Source organism: Streptomyces pratensis (assembly GCF_016804005.1).
GTDB classification, from domain to species: domain Bacteria; phylum Actinomycetota; class Actinomycetes; order Streptomycetales; family Streptomycetaceae; genus Streptomyces; species Streptomyces pratensis_A.
In genome coordinates this window covers 2275069-2298909 of the sequence record NZ_CP051486.1, presented here as the reverse complement: position 1 = coordinate 2298909, position 23841 = coordinate 2275069, and the positions used below count along the sequence as shown (strand labels likewise).

Below are 23841 nucleotides of genomic sequence, written 5' to 3'. Positions count from 1 at the left end.
GGATTCGGACGTCACGTCACCGCGACGCGCCGGCGGTCCACGGCCGCGTTCCAGAAGTGGTGCGTGGCGTACGTGCGCCAGGGGCGCCAGGCCCCGGCGTCGACCGCCTCGGCTCCCGCGTGCCGCATCCCGGCCCGCACCGCGACATCGCCGGTCAGCAGCACGTCGGGGTCGCCGAGTGCCCGCATGCGGATGTAGCCGGCCGTCCAGGGGCCGACACCCCGCAGGCCGAGGAGGTCCTTCTCGGCCTGGTCCCGGTCGGCGCCGGGATCGAGCCCGATGCGGCCGTCGGCCAGGGCGGCGGCGACGGTCCTGAGGGTGGCGCGCCGCGCGACCGGCATCCCCAGCTCCTCCAGGCCGGCTCCGGCCAGGTCTCCGGGATCGGGGAAGGTACGGGTGAGGGCGCCGCTGGGCACCTGGAGGGGCGCGCCGTAGGCCGTGACCAGCGCGCTGCCGAGGCGGCGCCCGGCCGCTACGGAGACCTGCTGGCCGAGGACCGCCCGGACGGTCAGTTCGTGGACGTCGGCGGCGCCAGGGGCCCGCAGTCCGGGCGTGCGGGCGACGAGCGGCGCGAGTGCGGGATCCGCGCCGAGGCGCTCGGCGACCGCCAGGGGGTCGGCGTCCAGGTCGAAGAGACGGCGCATCCGCTGCGTGGCGGTCGTCAGGTCCCGCAGGTCACCGAGGTGCAGCCGGCATTCCAGCCAGCCGTCGCCGGTCCTCTCCCTGACCTCGGCGATGCCGGTGCAGTGCGGCAGACGCAGGGTGCGCCGGTAGGTGCGGTCCCCCCGGGGCCCGGCCATCTCCTCGATGCCGGTGAGGGCGCGGGCCGCGAGGTGGTCGAAGATCCCGGTCGCGGCGTACGGCCCCCGGTGGGCGAGCCGTAGCGGCACTCCCCCGGCTCCGTCCGCCGTGCCGACGGAGCCGAAGCGGGAGGAGCGGCCGGGCCGGGTGGTGCGCAGCTCACCGGGGGTGAGCGCGTAGATCTCCCGGACCGTGTCGTTGAACTGCCTCACACTGTGGAAACCGGATGCGAACGCGATCTCGGCGGCCTGCAGGGTGGTGGTCTGAAGCAGGACCCGCGCGGTGTGGGCCCGCTGGGCGCGGGCGAGCGCGATGGGTCCGGCGCCGACCTCGGCGTTCAGCTGGCGCTGCACCTGCCGGGCGCTGTATCCGAGGCGCGCGGCCAGACCGGACACGCCCTCGCGGTCGACGACCCCGTCACCGATCAGCCGCATCGCCCGGCCCACCAGGTCGGCGCGCGCGTTCCAGTCCGCGGAGCCGGGAACCGCGTCCGGGCGGCAGCGCCGGCAGGCACGGAAGCCGCTGTCCTGGGCCGCGGCGGCGGTCGGGAAGAACGTCACGTTGTGGCGCCTGGGAGTGGTGGCCGGGCAGCTCGGACGGCAGTAGATCCCGGTCGTGGACACGGCGAAGAAGAACTCACCGTCGAACCTGGCGTCGCGGCTGGACACCGCCTCGTACCTGCTGTCGTCACCGGTCATGTCTCAAGGGTGCGGCATCGCACACCCCGGTGCTGGCGGAAATCGGACACGACGCCCCCTCGGGGCGACGCCACGGGGCGGAGTGCGGCACGGACGCGCCGCATGAACTTCACCGAGCATTGATTGGAATCATTCCAGAAAGATGGTTCACTGCGTGGGTGATCGAAACCGAGGCCAGGACACTCCTGCGCGGAGCGTCATTGCGAGTGACCCGTCCCAGGGTCGCCGTGCTCTCGGCAGTCCACGAGGCCCCGCACTCCGATGTCAGTACCCTCCTCACCCTGGTACGCACACGCATCGGCGCGGTCTCGACCCAAGCCGTCTACGACGTGCTCAAGACGCTCGTCGACGCCGGACTGGCGCGGCGGATCGACCTACCGAACTCTCCGGCACGGTACGAGGGACAGTCCTGGGACAACCATCAGCACGTGGTCTGCCGTTCGTGCGGCACGATCGCCGACGTCGATGTCCCGCAGGGCTCTCCGCGCCTCGAGGCGCCCCAGGATCACGGGTTCACCATCGACCACGTCGAGGTCACGTACTGGGGCCTGTGCCCTGGATGCCTGACCGAGCGCGGTCAGCAGGATCCGGAGTCGGTGCACTGAAGTTTTCACACGGAGGAGCAGGAAAATCTCTGACAACACGAAGCCGCTGACCACTGCCGCCGGCGCACCGGTCGCGAACAACGAGAACGCCGTCACCGCCGGTCCGCGCGGCCCGATGCTTCTCCAGGACGTCTGGTTCCTGGAGAAGCTGGCCCACTTCAGCCGTGAGGTCATCCCCGAGCGTCGTATGCACGCCAAGGGGTCCGGCGCCTTCGGCACCTTCAAGGTGACGCAGGACATCACCAGGTACTCGAGGGCCGCGCTCTTCTCCGAGGTCGGCAAGGAGACGGAGCTCTTCGCCCGGTTCTCGACCGTCGCCGGTGAGCGCGGCGCGGCGGACGCGGAGCGCGACATCCGCGGTTTCGCCCTCCGCTTCTACACGGAGGAGGGCAACTGGGACGTCGTCGGCAACAACACGCCGGTCTTCTTCCACCGCGACCCCCACCACTTCCCGGACCTGAACCGTGCCGTGAAGCGCGACCCGCGCACCAACCTGCGCTCGGCGGAGAACAACTGGGACTTCTGGACCAGTCTCCCCGAGGCCCTGCACCAGATCACCATCGTGATGTCGGACCGCGGCATCCCCGACGGCTACCGCCACATGCACGGATTCGGTTCGCACACCTACTCGTTCATCAACGAGAGCAACGAGCGCTTCTGGGTGAAGTTCCACTTCCGTACGCAGCAGGGCATCAAGAACCTGACCGACGCCGAGGCCGCGGCGGTCGTCGCCGACGACCGCGAGTCCTCGCAGGCGGACCTGTTCGACGCCATCGAGCGCGGCGACAACCCGAAGTGGACCTTCTTCATCCAGGTGATGCCGGAGGCGGACGCCGCGACGTACCGCTACCACCCCTTCGACCTCACCAAGGTCTGGTCCAAGAAGGACTACCCGCTCATCGAGGTCGGTGAGTTCGAGCTCAACCGCAACCCGGAGAACTACTTCGCCGACGTGGAGCAGGCCGCCTTCACCCCGGCGAACCTCGTCCCCGGCGTGGGAGCCTCGCCCGACCGCATGCTGCAGGGCCGGCTCTTCTCGTACGGTGACGCCGCCCGGTACCGCGTCGGTGTCAACCACCACCAGATCCCGGTGAACCAGCCCCGCGGTGCGAAGAACGTCAACACCTACCACCGCGACGGCCAGCTGCGGGTGGACGGCAACCAGGGTTCCGTGCCCGGTTACACGCCGAACAGCTACGGCCGCTGGGCGGAGCAGCCGCAGTTCGCCGAGCCCGGCCTGGCGCTCGACGGTGCCGCCGCCGACCGGTTCGACTACCGCGAGGACGACGACAACTACTTCGAGCAGCCGGGCAACCTGTTCCGGGCGATGACCCCGGACGAGCAGGACGCCCTGTTCGGTAACACCGCCCGGGCCATCGACGGCGCCTCACAGGCCACCGTCGAGCGTCACATCAACCACTGCACGCAGGCCGACCCGGCCTACGGCGAGGGTGTGCGCAAGGCCATCGAGGCGCTGCAGGCCGCCAAGTAGAGCCGTTCCGCCGCCGCACTTGAGGGGCCTCGGGCAACGCACAGCCGCCCGGGGCCCCTTGCGCGTACCGGTCAGGGCGTTCCGTCCGGATCGGGAGCGACAAGACTGGATCGGACCCAGGTGGGATCAGGCCGGATCGGCGACGTCCACAACACCCTGATCTGTTCCGCGATGGCCGTCCATCCGGGCGGGAGGCCCTACTCCACCAGCAGAGCCGTCTTCCCGAACATCTCGGCCGTGGCCCGTGCGCTCGGCGTCCCCGCGTCGAGGTCCGCGCCGGCGGCGATCAACGCAGCCACGATCGCGTCCTCCCCCTTGAACAGGGCTCCGGCGACCGGTGACTGGTCCCGGCCGTTGCGGAGGTCGACATCGGCGCCGCGCGCGATGAGCGCACGCACGGTCTCCGCGTGTCCGTGGTAGGCGGCGAGCATGATCGCCGTGTTGCCCTGGACGTCCTGGACGTCGACGGGCAGCCCGTGGTCGAAGAACTCCAGGAGCTCCTCGGTACGCCCCTGCCTGGCCAGGTCCGTCACCATCGCGACGAGCTGCGCGGTCTGTTCCTCGGAAAGCGGTTCCATACCCCTACCTTAGGTACGCCCCGTGGGACCGGCCGGACAGGGCGACGCGGATCACAACGTCCGGCCTGTCTGAACTTCACGAGAACTCCAGCGAAATGGCACGTGTGTGGATATCGTGCACCGAGCGAGGGCGCATCCGTCAGTCCATGAGATCGGCGGATGCGCCCCGTTTGTGGGGATGCAACTGTGGCTGGGGGGTTCATGGGGCATGTCGAAATACCTGAATCGGATATATCCGGGCCTGTCGGGCTCGCGGGGGCACCACGACCGCGTACCGCCGCTTCCCGGAACCGCACGGTGGCTCCGGAGCATTTATGGAGAGCCCCGACGACTGTTGAGCGCGACCACGCGGGGAGACCGCGGGCCAGGAAGACGCCCGTTCCGCGTGTACCTTTCCTCGCCCTGACCGATCTGCTGGGTATGGGGATACCGGCCTGGCTGGTCCTGCGGGCCGGCGGACAGCCAGGAGCACTGACCGCCGCGGCGTCGGCCGCGCTCGTCTGGACGGGAGTCCGCGCGGCGCGCGGCCGGTACGCGCCGCGACTGCCGGGGGAATCCGCCGGGGGGCCCTACGGCCCCGTGGGCGACTGGCTGGCGCTCATCGGTCTGCTGGCCGTGCTGCTGGCCGTGACGGGCGGGGGCCTCGACCCGGCCACCGCCGTCGCGGCGCTGGTGCCCGGCCTGGCCCTGGCCGTCCTCGCCGGGGCCGCGGGCCGGCTACGGCGGGCCTCGGGGCGGCGGGCGGCGCGCCGGGTCCTGGTGGTCGGCGAGGCCGCGGGCCTGGACCGGGCGGTGAATCTTCTCAACTCCCGTACGGATCATCCGTATACGGCGGTGGCGGTGGTCCCGGTCGGTCCTGAAGCCCCGGACTGCGGGACACCGGTGCCTGGACGGCTGGCGCCCCGGCCGGCTGACGACGACGTGTCCACGGTGCTCGGCGGTGCCTTCGCCCATGACGCCGATCTGGTACTCGTCGCGCCCGGCCCCCAGCTCGACGACGACCGGCTCCGCCGGCTGGCCTGGGGCCTCCACGACGGCGGCCTGGCCCTCTGCGTGCTCTCGGACCTGTCGGGGGTCGCCGCGGCCCGGGTGCGGCCGGCCTCCGCGGCCGGGCTGACGCTGCTGCATGTCGCACCGCCGCTGCGGAGCGGCCCCCAGGCCGCACTCAAGACCGTCGTGGACCGCGCCGGTGCGGCGCTCGGGCTGCTGGTGCTCGCGCCGGTGCTCTTCGGGGTGGCTCTGGCCGTGCGGCTCTCGTCGCCCGGCCCCGTCTTCCACCGCCAGACCCGTCACGGCCGTCACAACCGGCCGTTCACCATGTGGAAGTTCCGCACGATGGTGGCGGACGCGGAGTCCCGCAGGGAGCAGCTCTCGGCAGCGAACGAGAGCGAGGGGCCGATGTTCAAGATGCGCCGCGACCCCCGGGTGACCAGGATCGGTCACGCCCTGCGGCGGACCTCCATGGACGAGCTCCCGCAGCTCCTCAACGTGCTGCGGGGTGACATGTCCCTGGTAGGTCCACGGCCGCCACTGCCGGAGGAGGTGTCGCGCTACGACGAGCGGGAGCTCCGCCGGCTGGCGGTGCGGCCGGGCCTGACCGGCCTGTGGCAGGTCAGCGGGCGGTCCGACCTCTCCTGGCAGGAAACGGTCTCGCTGGACCTCTGGTACGTCGACAACTGGTCGGTGGCCACGGACATGGGGCTCCTCGCCCGTACGGTGCGCGCCGTCACCGACGGCCGCGGGGCGTACTGAGACGTGGCGGGGGGACACGAGGGGGGCCGCGTGCGCAGGACAAGGACGCACCGCGGCCTCCCGACCGGACCGTCAGGAACGGCCGGACCCTCAGGAACGGCCGGACCCTCAGGAACGGCCGGACCCTCAGGACCCTCAGGACCCTCAGGAACGGCCGGACCCTCAGGACCCTCAGGACCCTCAGGAACGTCAGGACCGAGGAGCCTGACGGCCGAGCCACCATGCGTAGGTGCGGGCGATGCCGTCCCGCAGGGGGATCTGCGGCTTGAAGCCCAGGGAGGAGAGCCGGGACACGTCGAGGAGCTTGCGCGGGGTGCCGTCCGGCTTCGACGTGTCCCAGACGATCCGGCCCTGATAGCCCGTCACCTCCTGCACGAGGGAAGCCAGTTCACGGATTGGCAGATCCTCGCCGCAGCCGACGTTGACGGGCTCCGCACCGTCGTACACCTCCAGCAGCCGCACACAGGCTGCGGCGAGATCGTCGACATGGAGGAACTCGCGGCGGGGGCTGCCGGAGCCCCACAGGGTGACCTCAGCCGCGCCGTCCCGCTTCGCCTCGTGGAAGCGGCGGATCAGCGCGGGCAGCACGTGCGAGGTCTCCAGGTCGAAATTGTCGCCGGGGCCGTAGAGATTGGTGGGCATGGCGCTGATGTACGAGGCGCCGTACTGCCGGCGGTAGGACTGGACCTGCACGATTCCGGCGATCTTGGCCAGCGCGTACGCCTCGTTGGTCGGTTCGAGCGGGCCCGTGAGCAGCGCGTCCTCGGGGATGGGCTGCGGGGCGTGCTTGGGGTAGATGCACGACGAGCCGAGGAAGAGCAGCCGCTGGATCCCGGCGGCGTGCGCGCCCGCGATCACGGCGAGCTGGATCCGGAGGTTGTCCTCCAGGAACTGCACCGGGCGGGTGCTGTTGGCCATGATCCCGCCCACCTTGGCGGCGGCCAGGACGACGGCGTCCGGGCGGGTGTCACGCAGGAACTGCTCGGTCGGCGCGGGCTCACGCAGATCGAGTTCGGCCCGGCCGCGGGTGATCACCTCGTGGCCGTCGGCGGTGAGGCGGCGCACCAGCGCCGAGCCGACGAGGCCTCGGTGGCCCGCGACGAATATGCGGGCGCCGGGGCGCAGCAGGGGGCGGACGGATTCCTGGGAGGGGCCGGGGAGATCGGTCGTCATGGCTCGGATTCTGCCAGCAGCGAGCCGCCTCGGTGACTCTTTGCCGCATTCCGCTCAGATCCTGATATTTCGGCGAACCAAAACGCCCGCAGGGCGACCACAGAGGGGGGCTTCATGGCAAAGACCGCGCTCATCACGGGTGTGACCGGACAGGACGGTTCGTACCTGTCGGAGCTGTTGCTGGAGAAGGGTTACACCGTCCACGGCCTGATACGCCGTTCGTCGAGCTTCAACACGGAGCGGATCGACCACATCTATCAGGGCCCCGAGGAAGCGAATCGTTCCTTCGTGCTCCACCACGCCGACCTGTCCGACGGAGTCGCGCTGGTGAACCTGCTGCGGGACATACAGCCCGACGAGGTCTACAACCTCGGCGCCCAGTCCCACGTCCGGGTGTCCTTCGACGCGCCGCTGTACACCGGGGACGTCACGGGGCTCGGCACGGTACGCCTGCTGGAGGCGGTCCGGGCCAGCGGTATCGACACCCGGGTCTACCAGGCGTCGTCGTCCGAGATGTTCGGCGCGAGCCCGCCCCCGCAGAACGAGAAGACCCCGTTCCACCCGCGCAGCCCGTACAGCGTGGCCAAGGTCTACTCGTACTGGGCGACGGTCAACTACCGTGAGGCGTATGGCATGTTCGCCACCAACGGGATCCTGTTCAACCATGAGTCCCCGCGCCGTGGCGAGACCTTCGTGACCCGCAAGATCACCCGTGGGGTGGCCAGGATCAAGGCGGGCCTGCAGGACCGGCTGCACCTGGGCAACCTCGACGCCGTGCGTGACTGGGGGTACGCCCCCGAGTACGTGGAGGCGATGTGGCGGATGCTCCAGTGCGACACCCCCGACGACTACGTGGTGGCCACCGGCGAGGGCGTCAGCGTCCGGCAGTTCCTCGAGTACGCCTTCGAGCACGCGGGCCTCGACTGGGCGGAACACGTCCGCTACGACCCGAAGTACGAGCGTCCCAGCGAGGTCGACGCGCTCATCGGTGACGCGTCCAAGGCGGAGGAACTCCTCGGCTGGAAGCCGGAGGTGAAGTCGCGCGAGCTGGCCCGGATCATGGTGGACGCCGACATCCGGCAGCTGAGCGACCAGCTCGCGGGGTCCGCCGTCCGGGTCGACCGATGAGAGGGCCCGGACGTCTCAGACGCACGCGGGGCGGCGTACTCGCGTCGGTCCTCGCTCTCACCGCGGGCGCTCTGGGCGCCGCCTCGGCCACCGCTCCCCGGGCCGCCGCGCTCACCCCGCCGGTCGGCTTCACCGCCGACGCCCTGTCCACGTACCAGACCAACGGAATCGTCTGGGCGCTCGCCGAGGCCGACGGGGTGGTCTACGCGGGCGGCACCTTCTCGGGTATCCGGCCGGCCGGCTCCCCGGCCGGGAGCAACACGACGCCCGCGGTGAACTTCACCGCGTTCGACGCGGCGACCGGCGCGCCCACCGGCTGTTCGCTCTCCTTCACCCGCAGCAGCGGCACGGCGACGGTCCGGGCACTCGCCGTCTCGCCCGACAAGTCCACTCTCTACGTGGGTGGTTACTTCAACGCCGTGAACGGGTCGGCCGCCAACGGGCTGACCGCGATCGACACCGCCACCTGCCGTCCGCGTACGGGCTTCTCACCTCAGTTCGGGGCGACGGTGCGCGCCCTCGACGTCGCGGCGGACGGCACCGTGTACGCGGGCGGCGACTTCCAGACCGTCAACGGGACTCCCCGGCGCTTCTTCGGCGCCGTCACCGCCGCGGGGGCTCTGACCGGCTGGAATCCGGACGCCGACGAGCCGGGCCGCACCCTGCGGGTGACACCGGACGGGGACAGCGTCCTCATCGGCGGTGACTTCTTCACCGTCGGCGGCACCGCCTCGCACGCGCTCGCGGTCACCAGTCCTTCCACAGGCGCTGTCACGCGCGCCTACGGCGCCACTTTCATACCGTCGTCCGCCGTCATCAAGGACATCGTCACGGACGCGGACTCGGACGGCTGGTACGCGGCCGGCGAGGGCGCGGGCGGTTCGTCGTTCGACGGCCGGCTGGCCATGGAACTCGACGGCTTCGACCAGCGATGGCGTGACACCTGCCAGGGCGCGACGCAGGCGGTCCGGGTGTACCGGGGGGTGCTGTACGCGGGCAGCCATGTGCACGACTGCTCGACCATGGGCGGATTCCCCAACCAGGTCCGCAAGCATCTGACCGCCCAGTCCGTCGACGACCCGGACCTGCTGGGCTGGCTCCCGGACACCAACGACGGCATCGGTGAGCCCGTCGGCCCACGCGCGCTGACCGTGTCCTCGCGCGGCGGACGGGACTTCCTCTGGGTCGGCGGTGAGTTCACCACCGTCAACGGGACCGGCCAGCAGGCGCTGACCCGGTTCGCGAACACACCGGACACCGGGGCGCCCGCCGCACCGGTGGTGAGTGCCTCCGCGCCGCGGGCCGGTGAGGTCAAGGTCAGCTGGCGCAGCAGCCTGGACCTCGACGACAGCCTGCTGACCTACCGGGTCCACCGCGACGGCGGCTCGACGCCCGTGTACACGACGACGGGCTCCTCACTGTTCTTCAGCAGACCGCAGCTGACCTTCACCGACCGGAACGTGGTGGCGGGCCGGACGTACAGCTACCGGATCACGGCGAGCGACGGCACGAACACCGGCCCGCTCTCCGCCGCCGCCTCGGTGACCGCCGCGTCGTCGGCGTCCCCCTACCAGGAGCAGGTCCTGGAGGACGGGGCGGATCTGTACTGGCGCTACGACGAGGCGGGCGGCGCCTTCGCCGCCGACGCGTCCGCGAGCGGCAACGGCGGGGTGTACGTGAACGCGCCGTCCTACCGCGCCACGCCGTCGGCGGTGGCCGGTTCCGCCGCGCTCTCCCTCAACGGCAGCGACGAGTACGTCTACAGCGACCGGCTGCACCACTACACCTCCCCCACGCCGTACTCGGTCGAGACGTGGTTCCGCACCACGTCGACGAGCGGTGGGCGCATCGTGGGCTACGGCAACAACATCGGTACGGAGCGCGGCCACACGAGCGGCATCTCCGACAAGCTGGTCTATCTGACGAACGACGGCCGCCTGGCGTTCGGCGTGCAGAGCGGCAGCACCCGGCCCACCATCACCTCGGCCGGCTCCTACAACGACGGTGCCTGGCACCACGCGGTCGCCACGCAGGGGCCGTCCGGCATGGTGCTGTACGTCGACGGGGAGGCGGTCGGCACGAACACGGCGACCGGCAACCGCTCGTACAACGGGTTCTGGCGGGTCGGCGGGGACGCCATGAGCAACGCCTGGCCGAACCGGCCCACGAGCGACTACTTCGCCGGACAGGTCGACGAGACCGCGGTCTACCCGTCGGCGCTCACCGCCGCGCAGGTCGCCGCACACCACGAGCTGGCGGGCACCCGGCCCGGCCCGGGGGACAGCACCGTCACGCTCACACCCGACGAGGACGCGTACGTCAACAGCGTGGCGGCGAACACGAACTACAACGACAGCCAACTCGCCTCGCGGGGCGCCACGGCCTATCTGAGCTATTTGCGGTTCACGCTGCCGCCCGCTCCGGCCGGCCAGGTGCTCAAGACCGCGCGGCTCGCCTTCCGGACCTCGTCGGACTCGACGGCGGGTTCGGCCGACAGCCACAGCATCGTGCCGGTCACCGGCGCGTGGACCGAGTCGGCGGTCACCTACAACACCCGGCCGGCGCTCTCCACGTCCGTGCTGGGGACCATCACCGGCGCGCTCTCGGTCTCCACCGGCTACTCGGCGGAACTGGACGCGTCCGCACTGGACGGGGCCCTCGGCTCCGTCTCCTCACTCGCCCTGACCAGCAGCGGGACGGACAGTCTCCGCATCTGGTCGAGCGAGGCAACCGCGGCCTACCGGCCGCAGCTCGTCCTCACCTTCGGAGATGAATGATGAACGGAAGCACGGGGCGGAGACATGGGAGGAGCGGCCGTGTGCGGGCCGCGTCCGCCGCGCTCTGCCTGTTCGCCGGAGCACTGACCGCGACAGCGGCCGGGGCCTCCCCGGCGGCGGCGCTGACACCGCCGGTGTCCATCACGGCGGACGACCTCACCACCTGGCAGACCAACGGCATCGTCTGGTCCATGGCCGCGACGGACGGGGTCGTCTACGCCGGCGGCACCTTCTCCACGATCCGGCCGCCGGAAGCGGCGGCGGGCACCTCCGAGGAGCCCGCGGTCAACTTCGCCGCGTTCGACGCGGCGACGGGCGCGCCGACGGGGTGCAGCCTGTCGTTCACCCAGTCGTCGGGGACCGCCACCGTACGGGCGCTGGCCCTCTCGCCCGACGGCGGAACCCTCTACGCCGGCGGGCAGTTCGGTGCGGTGAACGGGGTGGGTGTCAGCAACATCGCGGCCGTCGACACAGCCACCTGCACTCCCCGCCAGGACTTCAAGATCTCCGTCTCGGCGACGGTACGGGCCCTGGACGTCACCGCGGACACCGTCTACCTGGCCGGTGACTTCAACAACGTGGGCGGCCAGACGCGGAACAAGTTCGCCGCGGTCACCACGGGCGCCGGCCTGCTGCCGTGGACGGCCAACGCGGACGAGGTGGCCCGGGCGGTCCAGGTGACACCCGACGGGCGGCACGTGGCCCTCGGCGGTGACTTCTTCACCGTCAACGGCACCACCTCGCACGCCCTGGCAGTCGTCGACGCCACCACGGGCGCGCTCGCCAGGAGCTACCCGGGTTTCATCCCGAACACCTCGACGGTGCAGGACCTCACGACGGACGCGACCGGGCTGTACACCGCCAACGAGGGTACCGGCGGAGGGGTGTTCGACGGCCGGATCGCCATCGATCTCGACGACTACGAGCAGCGCTGGCGGGACACCTGCCTGGGCGCCACCCAGGCGGTCCTGGTCCACTCGGGTGTGCTGTACAGCGGGAGTCACGCCCACGACTGCGCCAGCATGGGCGGGTTCGCCGACCAGCCGCGCAAGCACCTGCTGGCCCAGTCCGTCGACGACCCGACGCTGCTGCCATGGTTCCCGGACACCAACGACGGGATCGGTGAGCCCGTCGGGCCCCGGGTGATGGCACAGACCGACAAGGGGGGCCACCACTACCTCTGGGTCGGCGGGGAGTTCACCACCGTCAACGGGGCCGGACAACAGGGGCTGACCCGCTTCGCGGACGGACCGGACACGGGGGCGCCCTGGGTGCCGAACGTCAGTCTCTCCACGGTCACCCCGGGGCAGATCGACGTCAACTGGCAGACCAGCTTCGACACCGACGACGGGGAGCTGACCTACCGGATCTACAAGGACGGCGCGAGCACGCCCGTACACACCGCCACGGGTTACTCCCTCTTCTGGGACCGCCCGCAGCTGAAGTGGACGGACACCGACGTGGCGGTGGGCGAGACGCACTCGTACCGCATCACGGCGAGCGACGGCACCAACACCAGCGCCAAGTCACCGGCACAGTCGGCGACCGTCGCCTCGTCGACCCAGGGTTACCCGGCGCGGGTGCTGTCCGACGGCGCCTCGCTCTACTGGCGCTACGACGAGGGCACATCCACCTTCGCGGCGGACACCACAGGGGGCTTGAACAGCGGCTTCCTGCGCAACGCGCCCGCCTACCGGCAGACCCCGGCGGCGATCGCGGGCGATTCGACCGCCATCGGCTTCGACGGTTCGAGCGAGTACGCGTACAGCAACAAGCGCCACTCGCAGCCCACCCGCTTCTCGGTGGAGACCTGGATCAAGACCACCACCACGCGGGGCGGCAAGATCATCGGATTCGGCAATCTGAGCATGCAGAACAGCACCCGCTTCGACAAGCACGTGTACATGGCCAACGACGGACGGCTGGTCTTCGGCGTCCACAACGGCGGCCGCCGCACGGTGACCACGGCCGGGAAGTACAACGACGGCAGCTGGCACCACGTCGTCGCCACCCAGGGCACCGGCGGCATGAGGCTGTACGTCGACGGGCAGCTGCGCGCGTCGAACATCCTCTACACCGGCAACGAGGACTACCCGGGCTACTGGCGGGTCGGCGGAGACAGCACGGGCGGCTGGGCCAACAGCCCGACCAGCTATTTCTTCGCCGGTCAGATCGACGAGACCGCCGTGTACCCGACCGCACTGAGCGCCACCCAGGTAAGCGCGCACTACGCCCTGAGGACGGGTGAATGAGACATCCCTTCCTGGCCGGCGCCGCCGTCGCCCTCGCGACGGCGGTGCTGGCCGCCTGCGGCTCCTCCGGCGGGTCGGGCGACGAGGGCGGGAAGGCCGCGGCGGCGAGCAGCACGCCCTCGGCCGCCGTCTCCTCCGGGTCCCCCGTGGCCGGGCCGGCGGTCTCTCCGTCCGGCACAGGGGCCCCGATGCCCAGCACCGCGCCGAAGGCTCCCGCCGGGGACATCACCCCGGCCACCGGGTCCTTCACGAAGAAGCAGAAGGAGTACCTGACCGACCGCGTGCCCAAGGGGATGGACCCGGCCGCCGTGCTCCAGACGGGGCAGGAGACCTGTGACAGGCTCCGCTATCTGGTCAAGGCCGACCGGGACATCGCCGTGGGGGCGATCGTCTCCGGCGAGGTCGCGGACGCGGAGCCGGCCGTGGCCCATCTCTGCCCGCAGCACCAGGACCTTGTCGACCGGGCCGCGCTCGGCTACGCCGACGGCACCCACGAGGGCGCGGCGCTCCGGGCGGGACGGTACACGGCCCCCTCCCCCACCAGGGCCTGTAGCTGGCAGCTGACCGGGGCGAACGGCAAGGAGCTGGGTTCGGGCTCCTCCGACACAGGGAAGCCGGTGGAGATCACCGTCCCGGAAGCGGCCCGCGCCCTCACCTCCACAGGCTGCTACGCCTGGCTGCCCGAAGGAGACAACTGATGAGCAGACTGCCGATCGCGGTGGCGATCCCCACGAAGAACGAGGGACTGAACATCGCCGAGGCGGTGAAGTCGGTCCTGGGCCACTTCGAGGCGGTCGTCGTGGTGGACTCCCACAGCACCGACGACACGGCGAAGATCGCCGAGGAGTGCGGGGCCGAGGTGGTCACGTACACCTGGGACGGAGGGCATCCGCGCAAGAAGCAGTGGTGCCTGGAGAACGTCCGGACGGATCTGGACTGGATCCTGCTGCTCGACGGTGACGAGCGGCTCAGTCCCGGGCTGCTGGCGGAGCTGCGGAGGGTATTCGCCGACGCGGACAGCCCGAAGCCGGCCGCGTACGACATCCCGCTGGGCTACTGGTTCTCGGGGAAGCGGCTGCGGCACGGCTACACGATCCGCAAGCGGTCCCTGACCGACCGGACCCGGTGCCACTACCCGGAGGTCGGCGACCTCGCGGCGCCGGGTATCGGGGAGGTCGAGGGGCACTACCAGCCGGTCGCGGCGACGGCCGGAACGCTGAGCAACCCCATCGAGCACCAGGACCTGGACCCGGTCACCGCCTGGTTCGAACGGCACAACCGCTACTCGGACTGGGAGGCGTGGCTCGAGCACCACCCCGATGTGAAGGAGCAGGTCCGGAAGGTGAAGTCCCGCCAGGGACAGCTCTTCCACAAAGCGCCGTTCAAGCCGCTGGTTTCCTTCGCCTACATGTACGTCTACCGGCGGGGGTTCCTCGACGGGCGTGCCGGCCTGGACTTCGCGCTCGCGATGAGCTTCTACCGCTGGCAGATAGCCCTGAAGTCGAGGGAGGGAAAGACCGGTTGAGGCATCACGCCCTCCGGCGGACCACGTCCTCGTAGGTCTGCCGGAGGGTGCGGGTGACGACCTCGATGGTGAAGTGCCCGTTGACCAGGTCCCATGCGGCCTTGCCCGCACGGTCGGCGGCCCCGGGCTCCAGCAGCTCCAGGATCGCGTCGGCGACCTTGCGTGCGTTCTCAGCGTCCTCGCCGGCCCTACTGTCGATCACCCGGCCCGCTCCCGCCTCCGCGACGTCCGGGCCGAGTCCGCAGGTGCGGGTGATCACGGCGGGCGTGCCGACGGACATGGCCTCCAGGACCGAGACGCCGAGCGGCTCCTCGATCGACGGCAGGACGTACACGTCTGCCTGCCGGCCGGCGTCGAGCACCTCCTCGTGGCCGAGGGACCCGACGTGGTCCAGCGAGTCCATGACACCCAGCCTGCGGGCGAGCGCGAGCGTTCCGGGGAGGGCGCCGGTGTCCGGCCCCGCCAGGACGAAGCGGGCGTCGGGATGCCGGGCCAGGACCGCGGGCATGGCGGCGACGAAGTCCTCCGGCCGCTTGCGCTCCTGGATGCGTGCCAGGAACAGCACGTTCGGCGGCCGGCCCGGCTCACGGGCGGGCTTGCGCTCCTGCGGGCGGACGCCGTTGACCAGCCGGACGGTGTTGGTGAGGGCGACCGGTGCGGCGACCGCGTTCACGTCGAGGCGCTCGGTCTCGGTGAGGTGGAGCACGGCGTCGGCCCGGCGCAGGACCGTGCGGACGCCCAGCAGGTCGGTGAGCTGGGCGACCCGCTTCTCGGTCGGGTCGACCATGCCGTGCGTCTGGACGACGAGCGGCGTGCGGGTGGCCAGGGCGAGCAGTGCCGCCGGCAGGGTCACCAGGTCGCGCATCAGGTGGACGTGGACGAGATCGGCGCCCCGCATCATGCGGCGCGCGGTGCGCAGGAGCGCGGCGGAGGTGATGCCGCTGACCTCGAACCTCGGGAGCAGGTGGCGGGCCTGGAAGAGGTGCACGGGCACTCCTTCGACCTCACCGGGCAGCTCGCCCTCGAAGCCGTCCCCCAACGCCATGATGCGGGCGTCGTCGCCGTCCGCCCGCTGGACCTTGGAGAGGTTGAGCGCGACCCGGGTCGGGCCGCCGAACGCGTGATCAGGCGTGTGCAGGGTGACGATGTGCAGGACCTTCACCAGGGTTCCCCTCAACCTCGGCCGACTGTTCACAGACTAGCCATCGGACCACCTCAAGTGGGCGTGTTCGTTAGAGTGTTCGTGGGCCACGAGGCTTGCGGACGGGGCCTTCGGGGCCGGTGATCGGGGGGTCATGACTACCGTGCACGAGTCGGTGGGGGCCGCTGTCGCCCGGGAGGACCCGCCGCGCCCTCCCGTCGAGCCGCCGGCGCGACCCCTGACCTGGGCGATGCTCTCGCGGGCGCTCTCCGTGCCGCTCATCCTGGGCCTGGTCTGCTTCCTGCCCGCGGTGATCGCCGCCCAGCCCGGTCCGGGCGTCCGGGACACCGCGTACTGGCTTCAGCTGGTCCTGACGTGTTACGCGGGCGCCAGGCTCGCCACCATGATCCTGTCCACCCGGCGGCGGTTGCTCCAGGGCGTCTTCTGGATGTTCGTGTACATCGCCATGGGTGTCGCGCCGTTCGCCCAGGTGGTGATCGGTCAGACACCGACGCCGATGGTGGGACCGCGCTCGGACCTGGTGACGGCGATCGCGATGATCCTGGTGGGGTGCGCGGCCTTCGACCTGGGTGCGCTGCTGGCCTCTCGCCGGCCGCTGCGGCGCCGTGCGTCCTCGCGCTCCACCGGCGGACCGGCCGTGGCGCACCCGGTCAGACTGCGGCTGCTGGTGCTGCTCGCGCTGCTGGCGAGCGGATACTACGTGCTCAAGCTCGGCGGACCCGGGGTGTTCTTCTCCAGCCGCCAGGAGATCAGCGACACCGTGGCGCAGAGCGGGGTGACGTCGGCCGAGTCGAACGTCGGCTCCGCGTTCCTGAAGGGCTTCGGCACGGTGCCGGCGCTGCTCGCGTTCCTCTTCTTCACGCGGCGTCTGGTGACCTCTCGACGGGCGCGGCGCTCTCCGTCGACCGTGCTGGTGTGGGCAGCGCTCGCGGTGGTCAACCTGGTCGTGAACAACCCGATATCCAACGCGCGTTACTGGTTCCTGACCGTGCTGGTCTCCCTGCTGTTCACGGCGTTCCCGAGCAGCGCGGCGATGTACCGCTCGGTGCTGGCCATGGGCGTGGTCGGCGCGCTGGTGCTGTTCCCGTACGCCGACCGCTTCCGTTACGACGACGAGGGGTACCGGCCCGTGCAGTCGGCCTCCGTCTTCGAGCCGCTGGCCACCAAGGACTACGACCAGACGGTGATGTTCGCCAACACGATCTCCTGGGTGGACACCCGGGGGCACACGTACGGCCGTCAACTGGCAGGTTCCGCGCTCTTCTTCGTCCCCAGAGCGGTGTGGAGCGGGAAGCCCGAGGACACCGGGGTCCGGGTCGGCGAGTGGATGGGGATGAACATGACCAACCTGTCGGCTCCGCTGTGGACCGAGTTCTGGGTGGACTTCGGCGCGTCCGGCATGATCGGCGGCCTGGCGCTGATCGGCTACGTGGCGGCCCGCACCGACCGCAGGTACGCGCTGGCCGTCACCCGGGCGGGGCCCGGCCCCGGCAGTGTGCTGGCGATCGCAGCTCCGCTCATCGCCGGTTACACCTTCATCCTGCTGCGCGGTCCGCTGCTCCAGGCGGCGGGGAAACTGGCGATCGGCGCCCTGTGCCTGGTGCTGATCACCACGTTCAGGGAGCAGAGGGCAGCGCGTCGGCGCTGACGCCCTCCCCTGCCGCGGTCCGGCGGCGCAGCCCGGCCACCCGGGTCCAGGTGGCGGCGGCCTTGCAGAGCGACCCGAGGCAGAGTCCCCAGGCGGCCCCGGGGACGCCGCCGAGGGCGTATCCCCCGGCCATGAAGGCCACCGCGGTGAGCGAGAAGACGACCTGGATGCTCAGAGTCGTACGCGGGTCGAGCATGCGCAGGGCGAGCAGTCCGCAGGTGCCCACGGCCATCGCCGCGTACTGGCTGCCGGTCGCCGGGAGCAGGGCGGCGGCGGTGGGCCAGGTGTCACCGAGGAGTTCGCGGCCCGCCCGTTCCGGCAGCAGGGCGAGCGCGGTGGCCCAGAGGGCGGCGGTCGCGGCGAGAGCGGCGGCGAGCCCCGCGGTGGCCCTGATCCGGCGCCGCTCGTCACCGATGCGGCCGAGCAGCGGCGGGCCGAAGGAGGTGGCGGAGGTGAACAGCACGTTGAGCGGCCCGAAGAGGGTGGTCGCCCCGCGCAGAGCGCCGACCAGGAGCGGGTTGCCGACGGCCCCGAGACCGAGGACGGAGAGCTGGCCGGTCGCGTTGCCGACCCCGAACTCGACGACGAAGCGCCGCCCCAGGTGGCCGCGCCTGAGCATGGGGCCCAGCAGCAGCGTGGCCCCGGCGGTCCAGCGGTGCAGGAGCACGGCGGACAGCAGGAGGGCCGGCAGGGCTGACAGGCCCCAGACGAGGATGAGCCGGGCGGGGGTGGCCCCGTACTCCTGCACGGACAGGGCGCCGAGCACGCAGAGGAGTCTCAGCACGTCCGATATCAGGGCGAGATGGGGCCGCTGAAGGGCGGAGAAGGCGTAGCGCAGGGCGTCCTGCCCCAGCACCACCGGGAGGACGAGGCCGAGCATCGCCAGGGCGCGGGCGGTGTCCCCCGGGACCATGAGGCAGACGACGGCCGACGGGGCGCCGAGGGCCGCCGAGGCCCCGACGGTGAACACGACGGCCGAACGGCAGGCTCCCCGGGTGTCCTCCTCCGCGCCGCGCCTCAGGACCAGCGGCTGGCCGGTGTAGGCGCCAAAGACGCCGAGCAGCACCGTGAAGACGAGGTAGACCGCGGAGAAGCGGGCGAAGTCGGCCACGGTGGAGAGCCGGGCCGCGGCGACGAGCACCAGGATGTTGGTGAGCGCCGCCACGCCCTGGTCCGCGACCGAGCAGAGGATCGCGGTGCGGGCTCTCACCGGCGCGCCCCCGGGAGCGTGACGGAGCGCAGCCCCATGGTCTCGTCGGGGTTTCCGGTGATCTCAGGCGCGTCGGCCGCGTCGGCCGGGCCGCCGGGACCGCCTCCGGTGCGGCGCCGGCCGGACTTCGGCCTGCGTTCGGGACGGCGCAGCCGCCCCCTGCCGGGATGGAGCAGGGCGCCGACCACGGATCCCCCGGAGGCCCCGATGATCTCGCGGATGCGTTCCAGATCGCTGCGGTGCACCTCGCGCGGGTCGCAGACGATCATGACCCCTTCGACCCGGTCGACGAGGGCGACCGCGTCGGCGTACGACAGTACGGGCGGGGCGAGGACGATGACCACGGCGCCGGGGCGGTCCGCCTCGGCGACGATCCGCCCGACGGACGCGGAGGTCAGGGCGCGTGGCACGTTGTCCGCCGTGGTCCCGGTCACCAGGGCGAACGCCCCGGAGCCCGGCACGTCCACGTTGGAGCGGCCGCCTGCCGGCCAGGTGCGGTCGCCCTCCTCGGCGGCCCAGCGCGGCGGCCGGACCTCGTGGGCGGCCGGCCCCAGGTCGCGGGCCAGGGACGGGGTGCGCAGATCGGCTTCCACGAGCAGCACGTCGCGGCCCATCTCGGCGAAGGCGGCGGCCAGGTTGACCGCGGCGGCGGCCGCCGCCGTGTTGTCCCCGCGCGGGGCGGTGACCAGGAGCCGGCGCCGCTCCGCGAACGACGGGTCGTAGGCGAGCCGGAAGGCGACCGCGCGGTACTCCTCGGCGAGCCGCGAACCGCTGCGGCCGATGGCGAGGAGGGTGCCGGCGGCCGCCCGTTCCCTGGGGAGGGTGCCGAGCAGCGGGGCCCCGAGGGAGCGGACGAGCTCCCGGGGCGAGCGTACGGCGGGGTCGAAGACCAGACGCACCCAGGACAGCAGCAGTCCGAGGGCGAGGCCGACGACCGCGCCGAGCCCCAGGAGCAACGGCAGGCCCGCGCCGGCGGGCTCGGTGGGGGCGACGGGCTTCTTGTTGAGGTAACCGGGGGTGGTGTCCAGCGCCTTGAGCTCGGATATCTTCCGGCTCAGCTCGGAGATGGAGACGATGATGTTGGCCCGGGCACTGCTGACGTCGTCCGCGGCGTCGACTCCGGTCCGGTCCTCCAGCAGGTCGCGCTTCTCCTCCAGCGGTTCGAGCTGGGCGCGATAGCCGTTCGCCATGTTGTCGATGCTCTCCTCGGTGCGCGCCTTGCGGTGCGCGAGGTAGCCGTTGGCGAGGGCTTCGGCGCGGGACCGGGCCTGCTCAGGGGTGGCACCGGTGTAGGAGAAGCGGAGGGTCAGGGTGTTGGGCGGGTTGGTGACCTGGAGACCGGCGAGCAGCTTCCGGGCGGTGACGTCGTCGTCCTTCTTGAGCAGGGTTCCGGCGGCCAGCTCGCCCACGGTGTCGCTGACCGCGGTCTGCCGTTCGGACCCGATGTTGATCCCCTTGTCGGCGGAGGCTCCGGTGGCGAAGGGATCGGCGGTCGCGGAGCGCACCTGCACCTCACCGGTGGCCGTGTACGTGTCGTCGCCGCTCAGGGCGAGGAATCCTCCGCCGAGGAGTCCTAGGGCCACGCCCCCGGCGAGCAGCGCGCGGTAGCGCAGGAGCTGGCGGAACTGATCGCGCAGCAGCGCCGGTTCGTCCTGGTCGTCCAGGGGACGGATCTGATGCGTCATCGGCTTGCTCCCCCTCGTGTGTCGCCGGTTCGCGTGGCCCCGGCCCGTGCGTGCCCGAGCGCCTCGGCGAGCAGGGCGTCGAACCGGGCGAGGCCCGCCTCCCTGCTCAGGTGCTGTGCGACGTACCGCGGACCCTGAGCTCCCAGCGCGTCCGCCGCCACCGGATCGGCGGTCAGGCGCCGCACGGCGGCGAGGAGCGCCGCCGGGTCCTCGGGTTCCACGAGGACACCCGCGCCGGAACGGCGCACCTCGTCCGCCGTACCGCCCTCACCGGCGACGGAGGCGACGACGGGACGCCCGGAGACGAAGTACGAGGTGAGCTTGGACGGCACGCTCATGTCGAGCACGGAGGCCCGCTGGGTCACCGCGAGCACATCGGCGGCGGCGAGCACATCGGTGAAGTCGTCCGCGCCCGCCGGCGGGAGGAAGTCGAGATTGGGCAGCCCGGCCGCCCGCTCACGCAGTCCGTCGCGCTGGTTGCCGTCGCCCATCAGGACGACCCGGATGTCCGGCGCCAGCCGCGCCAGGCCGGTCAGGACGTCGAGCCCCTGCTTGAGTCCCATGTTCCCGGAGTGCAGCAGCACAGTGGTGTCCTCGGCCCAGCCGAGCCGGGCGCGGGTGGCCGCGCGGTCGGCCGAAGGGCTCTGTACATGGGTCCAGTTGGGGACCACGCGGATGCGTTCCGGATCCACTCCGAGGGCGGTGACGCCCTCCACGAAGCTCTCGTGGATGACGCCGACGAGGGCCGCGCCGCGAAGCGCGTGACGTTCGGCCCTCGCGGCCACGGCCGCCGCTCCGCCTCCCCCACGGATGCCGCTCTGCGCGGCGGCGGCGCCCATCAGGTCCTGGACGACGGGTATGTGGGGCACGCGGTGGCGGCGTGCCAGCCGGGCCCCGATCACGCCGCCCGCGAGGCTCGGCATCTGGGAGATCACCGCGTCGGGGCGCCCCGGCGGAGGGGCGAGGATCCCGTGGACGAGCACGGAGGCCTCGAACGCCGCTCGCCGCAGAGCCGTCTGACGGGCCGGCACATAGTGCCGTCGCCGGTGCACACGCACCCCTTCACGGCTCTCCTCCCTGCGCCACACCCCCTGGTACCGCTCGTCCACGCGCCAGGCGGGGTAGTGCGGCATGCCGGTCAGGACGTCGGTCCTGGCCCCGCACGCGGCCCAGTGCTCGGCGAGCTGGGTGGCGTACGGGCCGATGCCCGTCAGCTCGGGGGCGTAGTTGGTGGAGACCACGAGAAGTCTGCGGTTTTCGAACGGCCTCTGATGCTCAGCAGCGGACAACGGATGATCGCCTTCCCCCCGGAACAGCCTCTTCTTTGAGCTTATCCGTTCACGGGATGCACAAGTGTTCTTCACAGTAAGGTCGTTGAACCAGTTCCACCGTGGGGGGAGAGAACGGATGGTGCAACACAGAGTCGGTTACGCGCCGGGGGTGTACGACCTGTTCCACGTAGGCCATCTGAACATCCTTCGGCACGCCCGCAGCCAGTGCGACTACCTGGTCGCGGGAGTGGTGTCGGACGAGATGGCCGCGCTGGCCAAGGGTCACACTCCGGTGATCCCGCTGCCCGAGCGGCTGGAGATCGTCCGCAGCGTGCGCTACGTGGACGCGGCGTTCGTGGAGACCGTTCCGGACAAGGTCGAGACCTGGCAGCAGGTCCGCTTCGACGTCATCTTCAAGGGCGACGACTGGCGGGGCACCGAGAAGGGACAGCGCCTGGAGCGGGACTTCGCCGAGGTCGGGGTGGAGGTCGTCTACTTCCCCTACACGGTGCACACGTCCAGCACCCAGCTGCGCCGGGCACTGGACGTACTCGTCACCCGGCCCGGAGCGCTTTCAGCTCCCTGAACCACTTGACCAGGAACGCCACGAGGAACAGGGCGTGCACGGCCGCGAGCAAGGCGTACCCGGCCCGGAAGGCCCCGGGTGCGCCCAGCAGCAGGAAGGCCAGGCAGAAGACCCCGTAGTCCGCGGGCAGCAGGGCCACGGCCCTGATCCGGGACACCGGAGGCGGCGTGGCGGTGGTGGCCGCCGGCGCGTCCCGGGCTGCGGCCTTTCCGAGCTGCTCCCTGAGCAGTCCCGCGCAGAACGTGAGCACCGCGACGAACAGGAAGCCGAGCGGCAGCAGGAGCAGACCCTCGTCGGACAGGCCGCCGAACCGGTGGAACGAGATCAGCACGGCACTGTGGACCAGGATCATCTTCGCGCAGTCCACGACGTGGTCGAGCCACTCGCCGTCCGGCCCGCCCCGCCCGGTCAGACGCGCCAGCTGCCCGTCGGCCGAGTCGAAGGCGAAGCCGACGGCGAGACCCGCGTAGACGGCCACCCCGAGCCACCAGGAAGGCTCCAGGAGCGCCACACCCGCGATCGCGACGAAGGTGAAGACCGCGCTGACCGAAGTCACTTGATTGGGAGTCAGCCCGGCGCGGTAGGCACCCGCCGCGAGCAGGCGCCCGGCCGGCCGGTTCACGTACCGTGAGTAGAGCGAGACACCCTTGGACGATTTCTGTGCGCCGCGCAGTTCTCGCAGCGTCGTACCCGTGCTTCCCATACGCCCCCCAGCGCCCGGATGTTTCCCGCCGCATCATCGCAGAAATAGTGTGACCGGCGTGGAGATACAGAGGCGCATCGCATTCGACAGGCTGCACAATTTCCGTGATCTGGGTGGCCTCGGGTCGGCGGACGGCCGCACGGTCCGCCGTGGACTGCTGTACCGCTCGGACTCGCTCGGCAAGCTGGAAGGCGCCGACTGGGAGCGCTTCCTCGCCCTCGGTGTCCGGACCGTCATCGATCTGCGCTATCCGTGGGAGACAGCGGCCAGGGGCCGGGTCCCCGCCGTCGAACGGTTCACCTACCTCAATCTGAGCATCGAGCACCGTCCGTACGACCAGGCGGCGATCGACCCGGAGCTCGACCCCTGGCGTCACCTCGCCGACCGGTACGCCGAGGTCGCCGAGGACGGTGCGGTCGAGCTGCGGCAGACACTGGAGGCCATCGCGGAGAGTGCGGGGCCCCTGGTCTTCCATTGCGCGTCCGGCAAGGACCGCACCGGTCTGGTGGCCGCGCTGGTGCTGTCCCTCCTCGGTGTCGACGAGGACGGCGTGGCCGAGGACTTCGCCCTCACGGAGTCGGCCACCGAGCTGCTCGTCGCCGACTGGGCGGCAGCGCACGGCGGCCGCACACCGGCCTGGCCCGGATACGGACGTGCACCCGAGGAGGTCATCCGGCTGTTCCTGGCCGGTCTGACGGCCGAGCACGGTTCGGTGCACGGATACGTCACCGGCCGGCTCGGGGTCACCGGGGCGACGATCGACGCGCTGCGCCGCCGGCTGCTCGAAGGCTGACG

At 71.3% G+C, this 23841-nt stretch carries 19 protein-coding genes; 11 read left to right on the top strand and 8 right to left on the bottom strand.

Annotated elements, in window-relative coordinates:
* Positions 1-11: 11 nt before the first annotated feature.
* Entirely contained in the window at positions 12-1499 is a 1488-nt protein-coding gene (locus HED23_RS10035; protein WP_203183054.1) for an AlkA N-terminal domain-containing protein, read from the bottom strand.
* A gap of 158 nt (positions 1500-1657) precedes the next feature.
* Between HED23_RS10035 and HED23_RS10030 the strand changes: the two genes are divergently transcribed.
* Complete coding sequence (locus tag HED23_RS10030) at positions 1658-2104, top strand: Fur family transcriptional regulator (protein WP_203183053.1); 447 nt, start codon at positions 1658-1660, stop codon at positions 2102-2104.
* A gap of 25 nt (positions 2105-2129) precedes the next feature.
* Entirely contained in the window at positions 2130-3596 is a 1467-nt protein-coding gene (locus HED23_RS10025) for a catalase (RefSeq protein ID WP_203187430.1), read from the top strand.
* Between the two features lie 197 nt (positions 3597-3793).
* Here HED23_RS10025 and HED23_RS10020 read toward each other — a convergent pair whose 3' ends face one another.
* Entirely contained in the window at positions 3794-4174 is a 381-nt protein-coding gene (locus tag HED23_RS10020; protein WP_203183052.1) for an ankyrin repeat domain-containing protein, read from the bottom strand.
* 201 nt (positions 4175-4375) lie between these two features.
* On the opposite strand from HED23_RS10020, the gene HED23_RS10015 reads away from it, so the two are divergent.
* Positions 4376-5926: a sugar transferase gene (locus HED23_RS10015; protein ID WP_203183051.1), complete on the top strand. Its 1551-nt coding sequence runs from the start codon at positions 4376-4378 to the stop codon at positions 5924-5926.
* Positions 5927-6115: 189 nt separating this feature from the next.
* Here HED23_RS10015 and HED23_RS10005 read toward each other — a convergent pair whose 3' ends face one another.
* Positions 6116-7099: a GDP-L-fucose synthase family protein gene (locus HED23_RS10005; RefSeq protein WP_203183050.1), complete on the bottom strand. Its 984-nt coding sequence runs from the start codon at positions 7097-7099 to the stop codon at positions 6116-6118.
* Between the two features lie 114 nt (positions 7100-7213).
* On the opposite strand from HED23_RS10005, the gene gmd reads away from it, so the two are divergent.
* Genes gmd through HED23_RS09980 form a run of 5 tightly spaced genes read left to right on the top strand, consistent with a single transcriptional unit; the run spans position 7214 to position 14781 of the window.
* Positions 7214-8227, top strand: coding sequence for a GDP-mannose 4,6-dehydratase (gmd, locus tag HED23_RS10000; RefSeq protein ID WP_203183049.1), 1014 nt, complete (start codon positions 7214-7216; stop codon positions 8225-8227).
* Positions 8224-11004 (top strand): LamG-like jellyroll fold domain-containing protein, encoded by a 2781-nt coding sequence (locus HED23_RS09995; RefSeq protein ID WP_203183048.1) that lies wholly within the window; start codon positions 8224-8226, stop codon positions 11002-11004. Before gmd ends, HED23_RS09995 begins: the two co-directional genes overlap by 4 nt.
* Positions 11001-13256, top strand: coding sequence for a LamG-like jellyroll fold domain-containing protein (locus HED23_RS09990; RefSeq protein WP_203183047.1), 2256 nt, complete (start codon positions 11001-11003; stop codon positions 13254-13256). Before HED23_RS09995 ends, HED23_RS09990 begins: the two co-directional genes overlap by 4 nt.
* Positions 13253-13954 (top strand): hypothetical protein, encoded by a 702-nt coding sequence (locus tag HED23_RS09985; RefSeq protein WP_203183046.1) that lies wholly within the window; start codon positions 13253-13255, stop codon positions 13952-13954. The genes HED23_RS09990 and HED23_RS09985 overlap by 4 nt, the downstream gene beginning before the upstream one ends.
* A complete protein-coding gene (locus HED23_RS09980) occupies positions 13954-14781 on the top strand; it encodes a glycosyltransferase family 2 protein (protein WP_203183045.1) in 828 nt (275 codons plus the stop codon). Before HED23_RS09985 ends, HED23_RS09980 begins: the two co-directional genes overlap by 1 nt.
* A 4-nt stretch (positions 14782-14785) precedes the next feature.
* Here the strand turns inward: HED23_RS09980 and HED23_RS09975 are convergent, their stop codons facing one another.
* Positions 14786-15943, bottom strand: coding sequence for a glycosyltransferase (locus tag HED23_RS09975; protein WP_203183044.1), 1158 nt, complete (start codon positions 15941-15943; stop codon positions 14786-14788).
* A gap of 133 nt (positions 15944-16076) precedes the next feature.
* Here HED23_RS09975 and HED23_RS09970 point away from each other — a divergent pair, with 133 nt between their 5' ends.
* Positions 16077-17591 carry a hypothetical protein gene (locus HED23_RS09970; protein WP_203183043.1) on the top strand — a complete coding sequence of 505 codons (1515 nt, stop codon included), beginning with the start codon at positions 16077-16079 and terminating at the stop codon, positions 17589-17591.
* On the opposite strand, the gene HED23_RS09965 is transcribed toward HED23_RS09970, so the two are convergent.
* The 3 genes from HED23_RS09965 to HED23_RS09955 are packed head-to-tail and all read right to left on the bottom strand — an operon-like array spanning position 17560 to position 21727.
* Positions 17560-18801: a hypothetical protein gene (locus HED23_RS09965; RefSeq protein ID WP_203183042.1), complete on the bottom strand. Its 1242-nt coding sequence runs from the start codon at positions 18799-18801 to the stop codon at positions 17560-17562. The genes HED23_RS09970 and HED23_RS09965 overlap by 32 nt on opposite strands.
* Positions 18798-20486, bottom strand: a complete 1689-nt coding sequence (locus tag HED23_RS09960) for a lipopolysaccharide biosynthesis protein (protein WP_203183041.1) — start codon at positions 20484-20486, stop codon at positions 18798-18800. The genes HED23_RS09965 and HED23_RS09960 overlap by 4 nt, the downstream gene beginning before the upstream one ends.
* Positions 20483-21727, bottom strand: a complete 1245-nt coding sequence (locus HED23_RS09955; RefSeq protein WP_238441903.1) for a glycosyltransferase — start codon at positions 21725-21727, stop codon at positions 20483-20485. Before HED23_RS09955 ends, HED23_RS09960 begins: the two co-directional genes overlap by 4 nt.
* A gap of 166 nt (positions 21728-21893) precedes the next feature.
* Here HED23_RS09955 and HED23_RS09950 point away from each other — a divergent pair, with 166 nt between their 5' ends.
* A complete protein-coding gene (locus HED23_RS09950; protein ID WP_203183039.1) occupies positions 21894-22343 on the top strand; it encodes an adenylyltransferase/cytidyltransferase family protein in 450 nt (149 codons plus the stop codon).
* Here the strand turns inward: HED23_RS09950 and HED23_RS09945 are convergent.
* Complete coding sequence (locus tag HED23_RS09945) at positions 22312-23046, bottom strand: CDP-alcohol phosphatidyltransferase family protein (protein ID WP_203183038.1); 735 nt, start codon at positions 23044-23046, stop codon at positions 22312-22314. The genes HED23_RS09950 and HED23_RS09945 overlap by 32 nt on opposite strands.
* A 64-nt stretch (positions 23047-23110) precedes the next feature.
* Here HED23_RS09945 and HED23_RS09940 point away from each other — a divergent pair, with 64 nt between their 5' ends.
* Positions 23111-23839: a tyrosine-protein phosphatase gene (locus HED23_RS09940; RefSeq protein ID WP_203187429.1), complete on the top strand. Its 729-nt coding sequence runs from the start codon at positions 23111-23113 to the stop codon at positions 23837-23839.
* The last annotated feature ends 2 nt before the right edge of the window (positions 23840-23841 follow it).

Excerpts from the sequence above, each read along its gene's own strand:
- HED23_RS10015 (WP_203183051.1), top strand. The coding sequence starts at position 4,376 with ATGGGGCATGTCGAAATACCTGAATCGGATATATCCGGGCCTGTCGGG.
- HED23_RS10035 (WP_203183054.1), bottom strand. The coding sequence starts at position 1,499 with ATGACCGGTGACGACAGCAGGTACGAGGCGGTGTCCAGCCGCGACGCC.
- HED23_RS09980 (WP_203183045.1), top strand. The coding sequence starts at position 13,954 with ATGAGCAGACTGCCGATCGCGGTGGCGATCCCCACGAAGAACGAGGGA.
- HED23_RS10005 (WP_203183050.1), bottom strand. The coding sequence starts at position 7,099 with ATGACGACCGATCTCCCCGGCCCCTCCCAGGAATCCGTCCGCCCCCTG.
- HED23_RS10020 (WP_203183052.1), bottom strand. The coding sequence starts at position 4,174 with ATGGAACCGCTTTCCGAGGAACAGACCGCGCAGCTCGTCGCGATGGTG.
- HED23_RS09990 (WP_203183047.1), top strand. The coding sequence starts at position 11,001 with ATGATGAACGGAAGCACGGGGCGGAGACATGGGAGGAGCGGCCGTGTG.
- HED23_RS09945 (WP_203183038.1), bottom strand. The coding sequence starts at position 23,046 with ATGGGAAGCACGGGTACGACGCTGCGAGAACTGCGCGGCGCACAGAAA.
- HED23_RS09960 (WP_203183041.1), bottom strand. The coding sequence starts at position 20,486 with ATGACGCATCAGATCCGTCCCCTGGACGACCAGGACGAACCGGCGCTG.
- HED23_RS09995 (WP_203183048.1), top strand. The coding sequence starts at position 8,224 with ATGAGAGGGCCCGGACGTCTCAGACGCACGCGGGGCGGCGTACTCGCG.
- HED23_RS09950 (WP_203183039.1), top strand. The coding sequence starts at position 21,894 with ATGGTGCAACACAGAGTCGGTTACGCGCCGGGGGTGTACGACCTGTTC.
- HED23_RS09970 (WP_203183043.1), top strand. The coding sequence starts at position 16,077 with ATGACTACCGTGCACGAGTCGGTGGGGGCCGCTGTCGCCCGGGAGGAC.
- gmd (WP_203183049.1), top strand. The coding sequence starts at position 7,214 with ATGGCAAAGACCGCGCTCATCACGGGTGTGACCGGACAGGACGGTTCG.
- HED23_RS09985 (WP_203183046.1), top strand. The coding sequence starts at position 13,253 with ATGAGACATCCCTTCCTGGCCGGCGCCGCCGTCGCCCTCGCGACGGCG.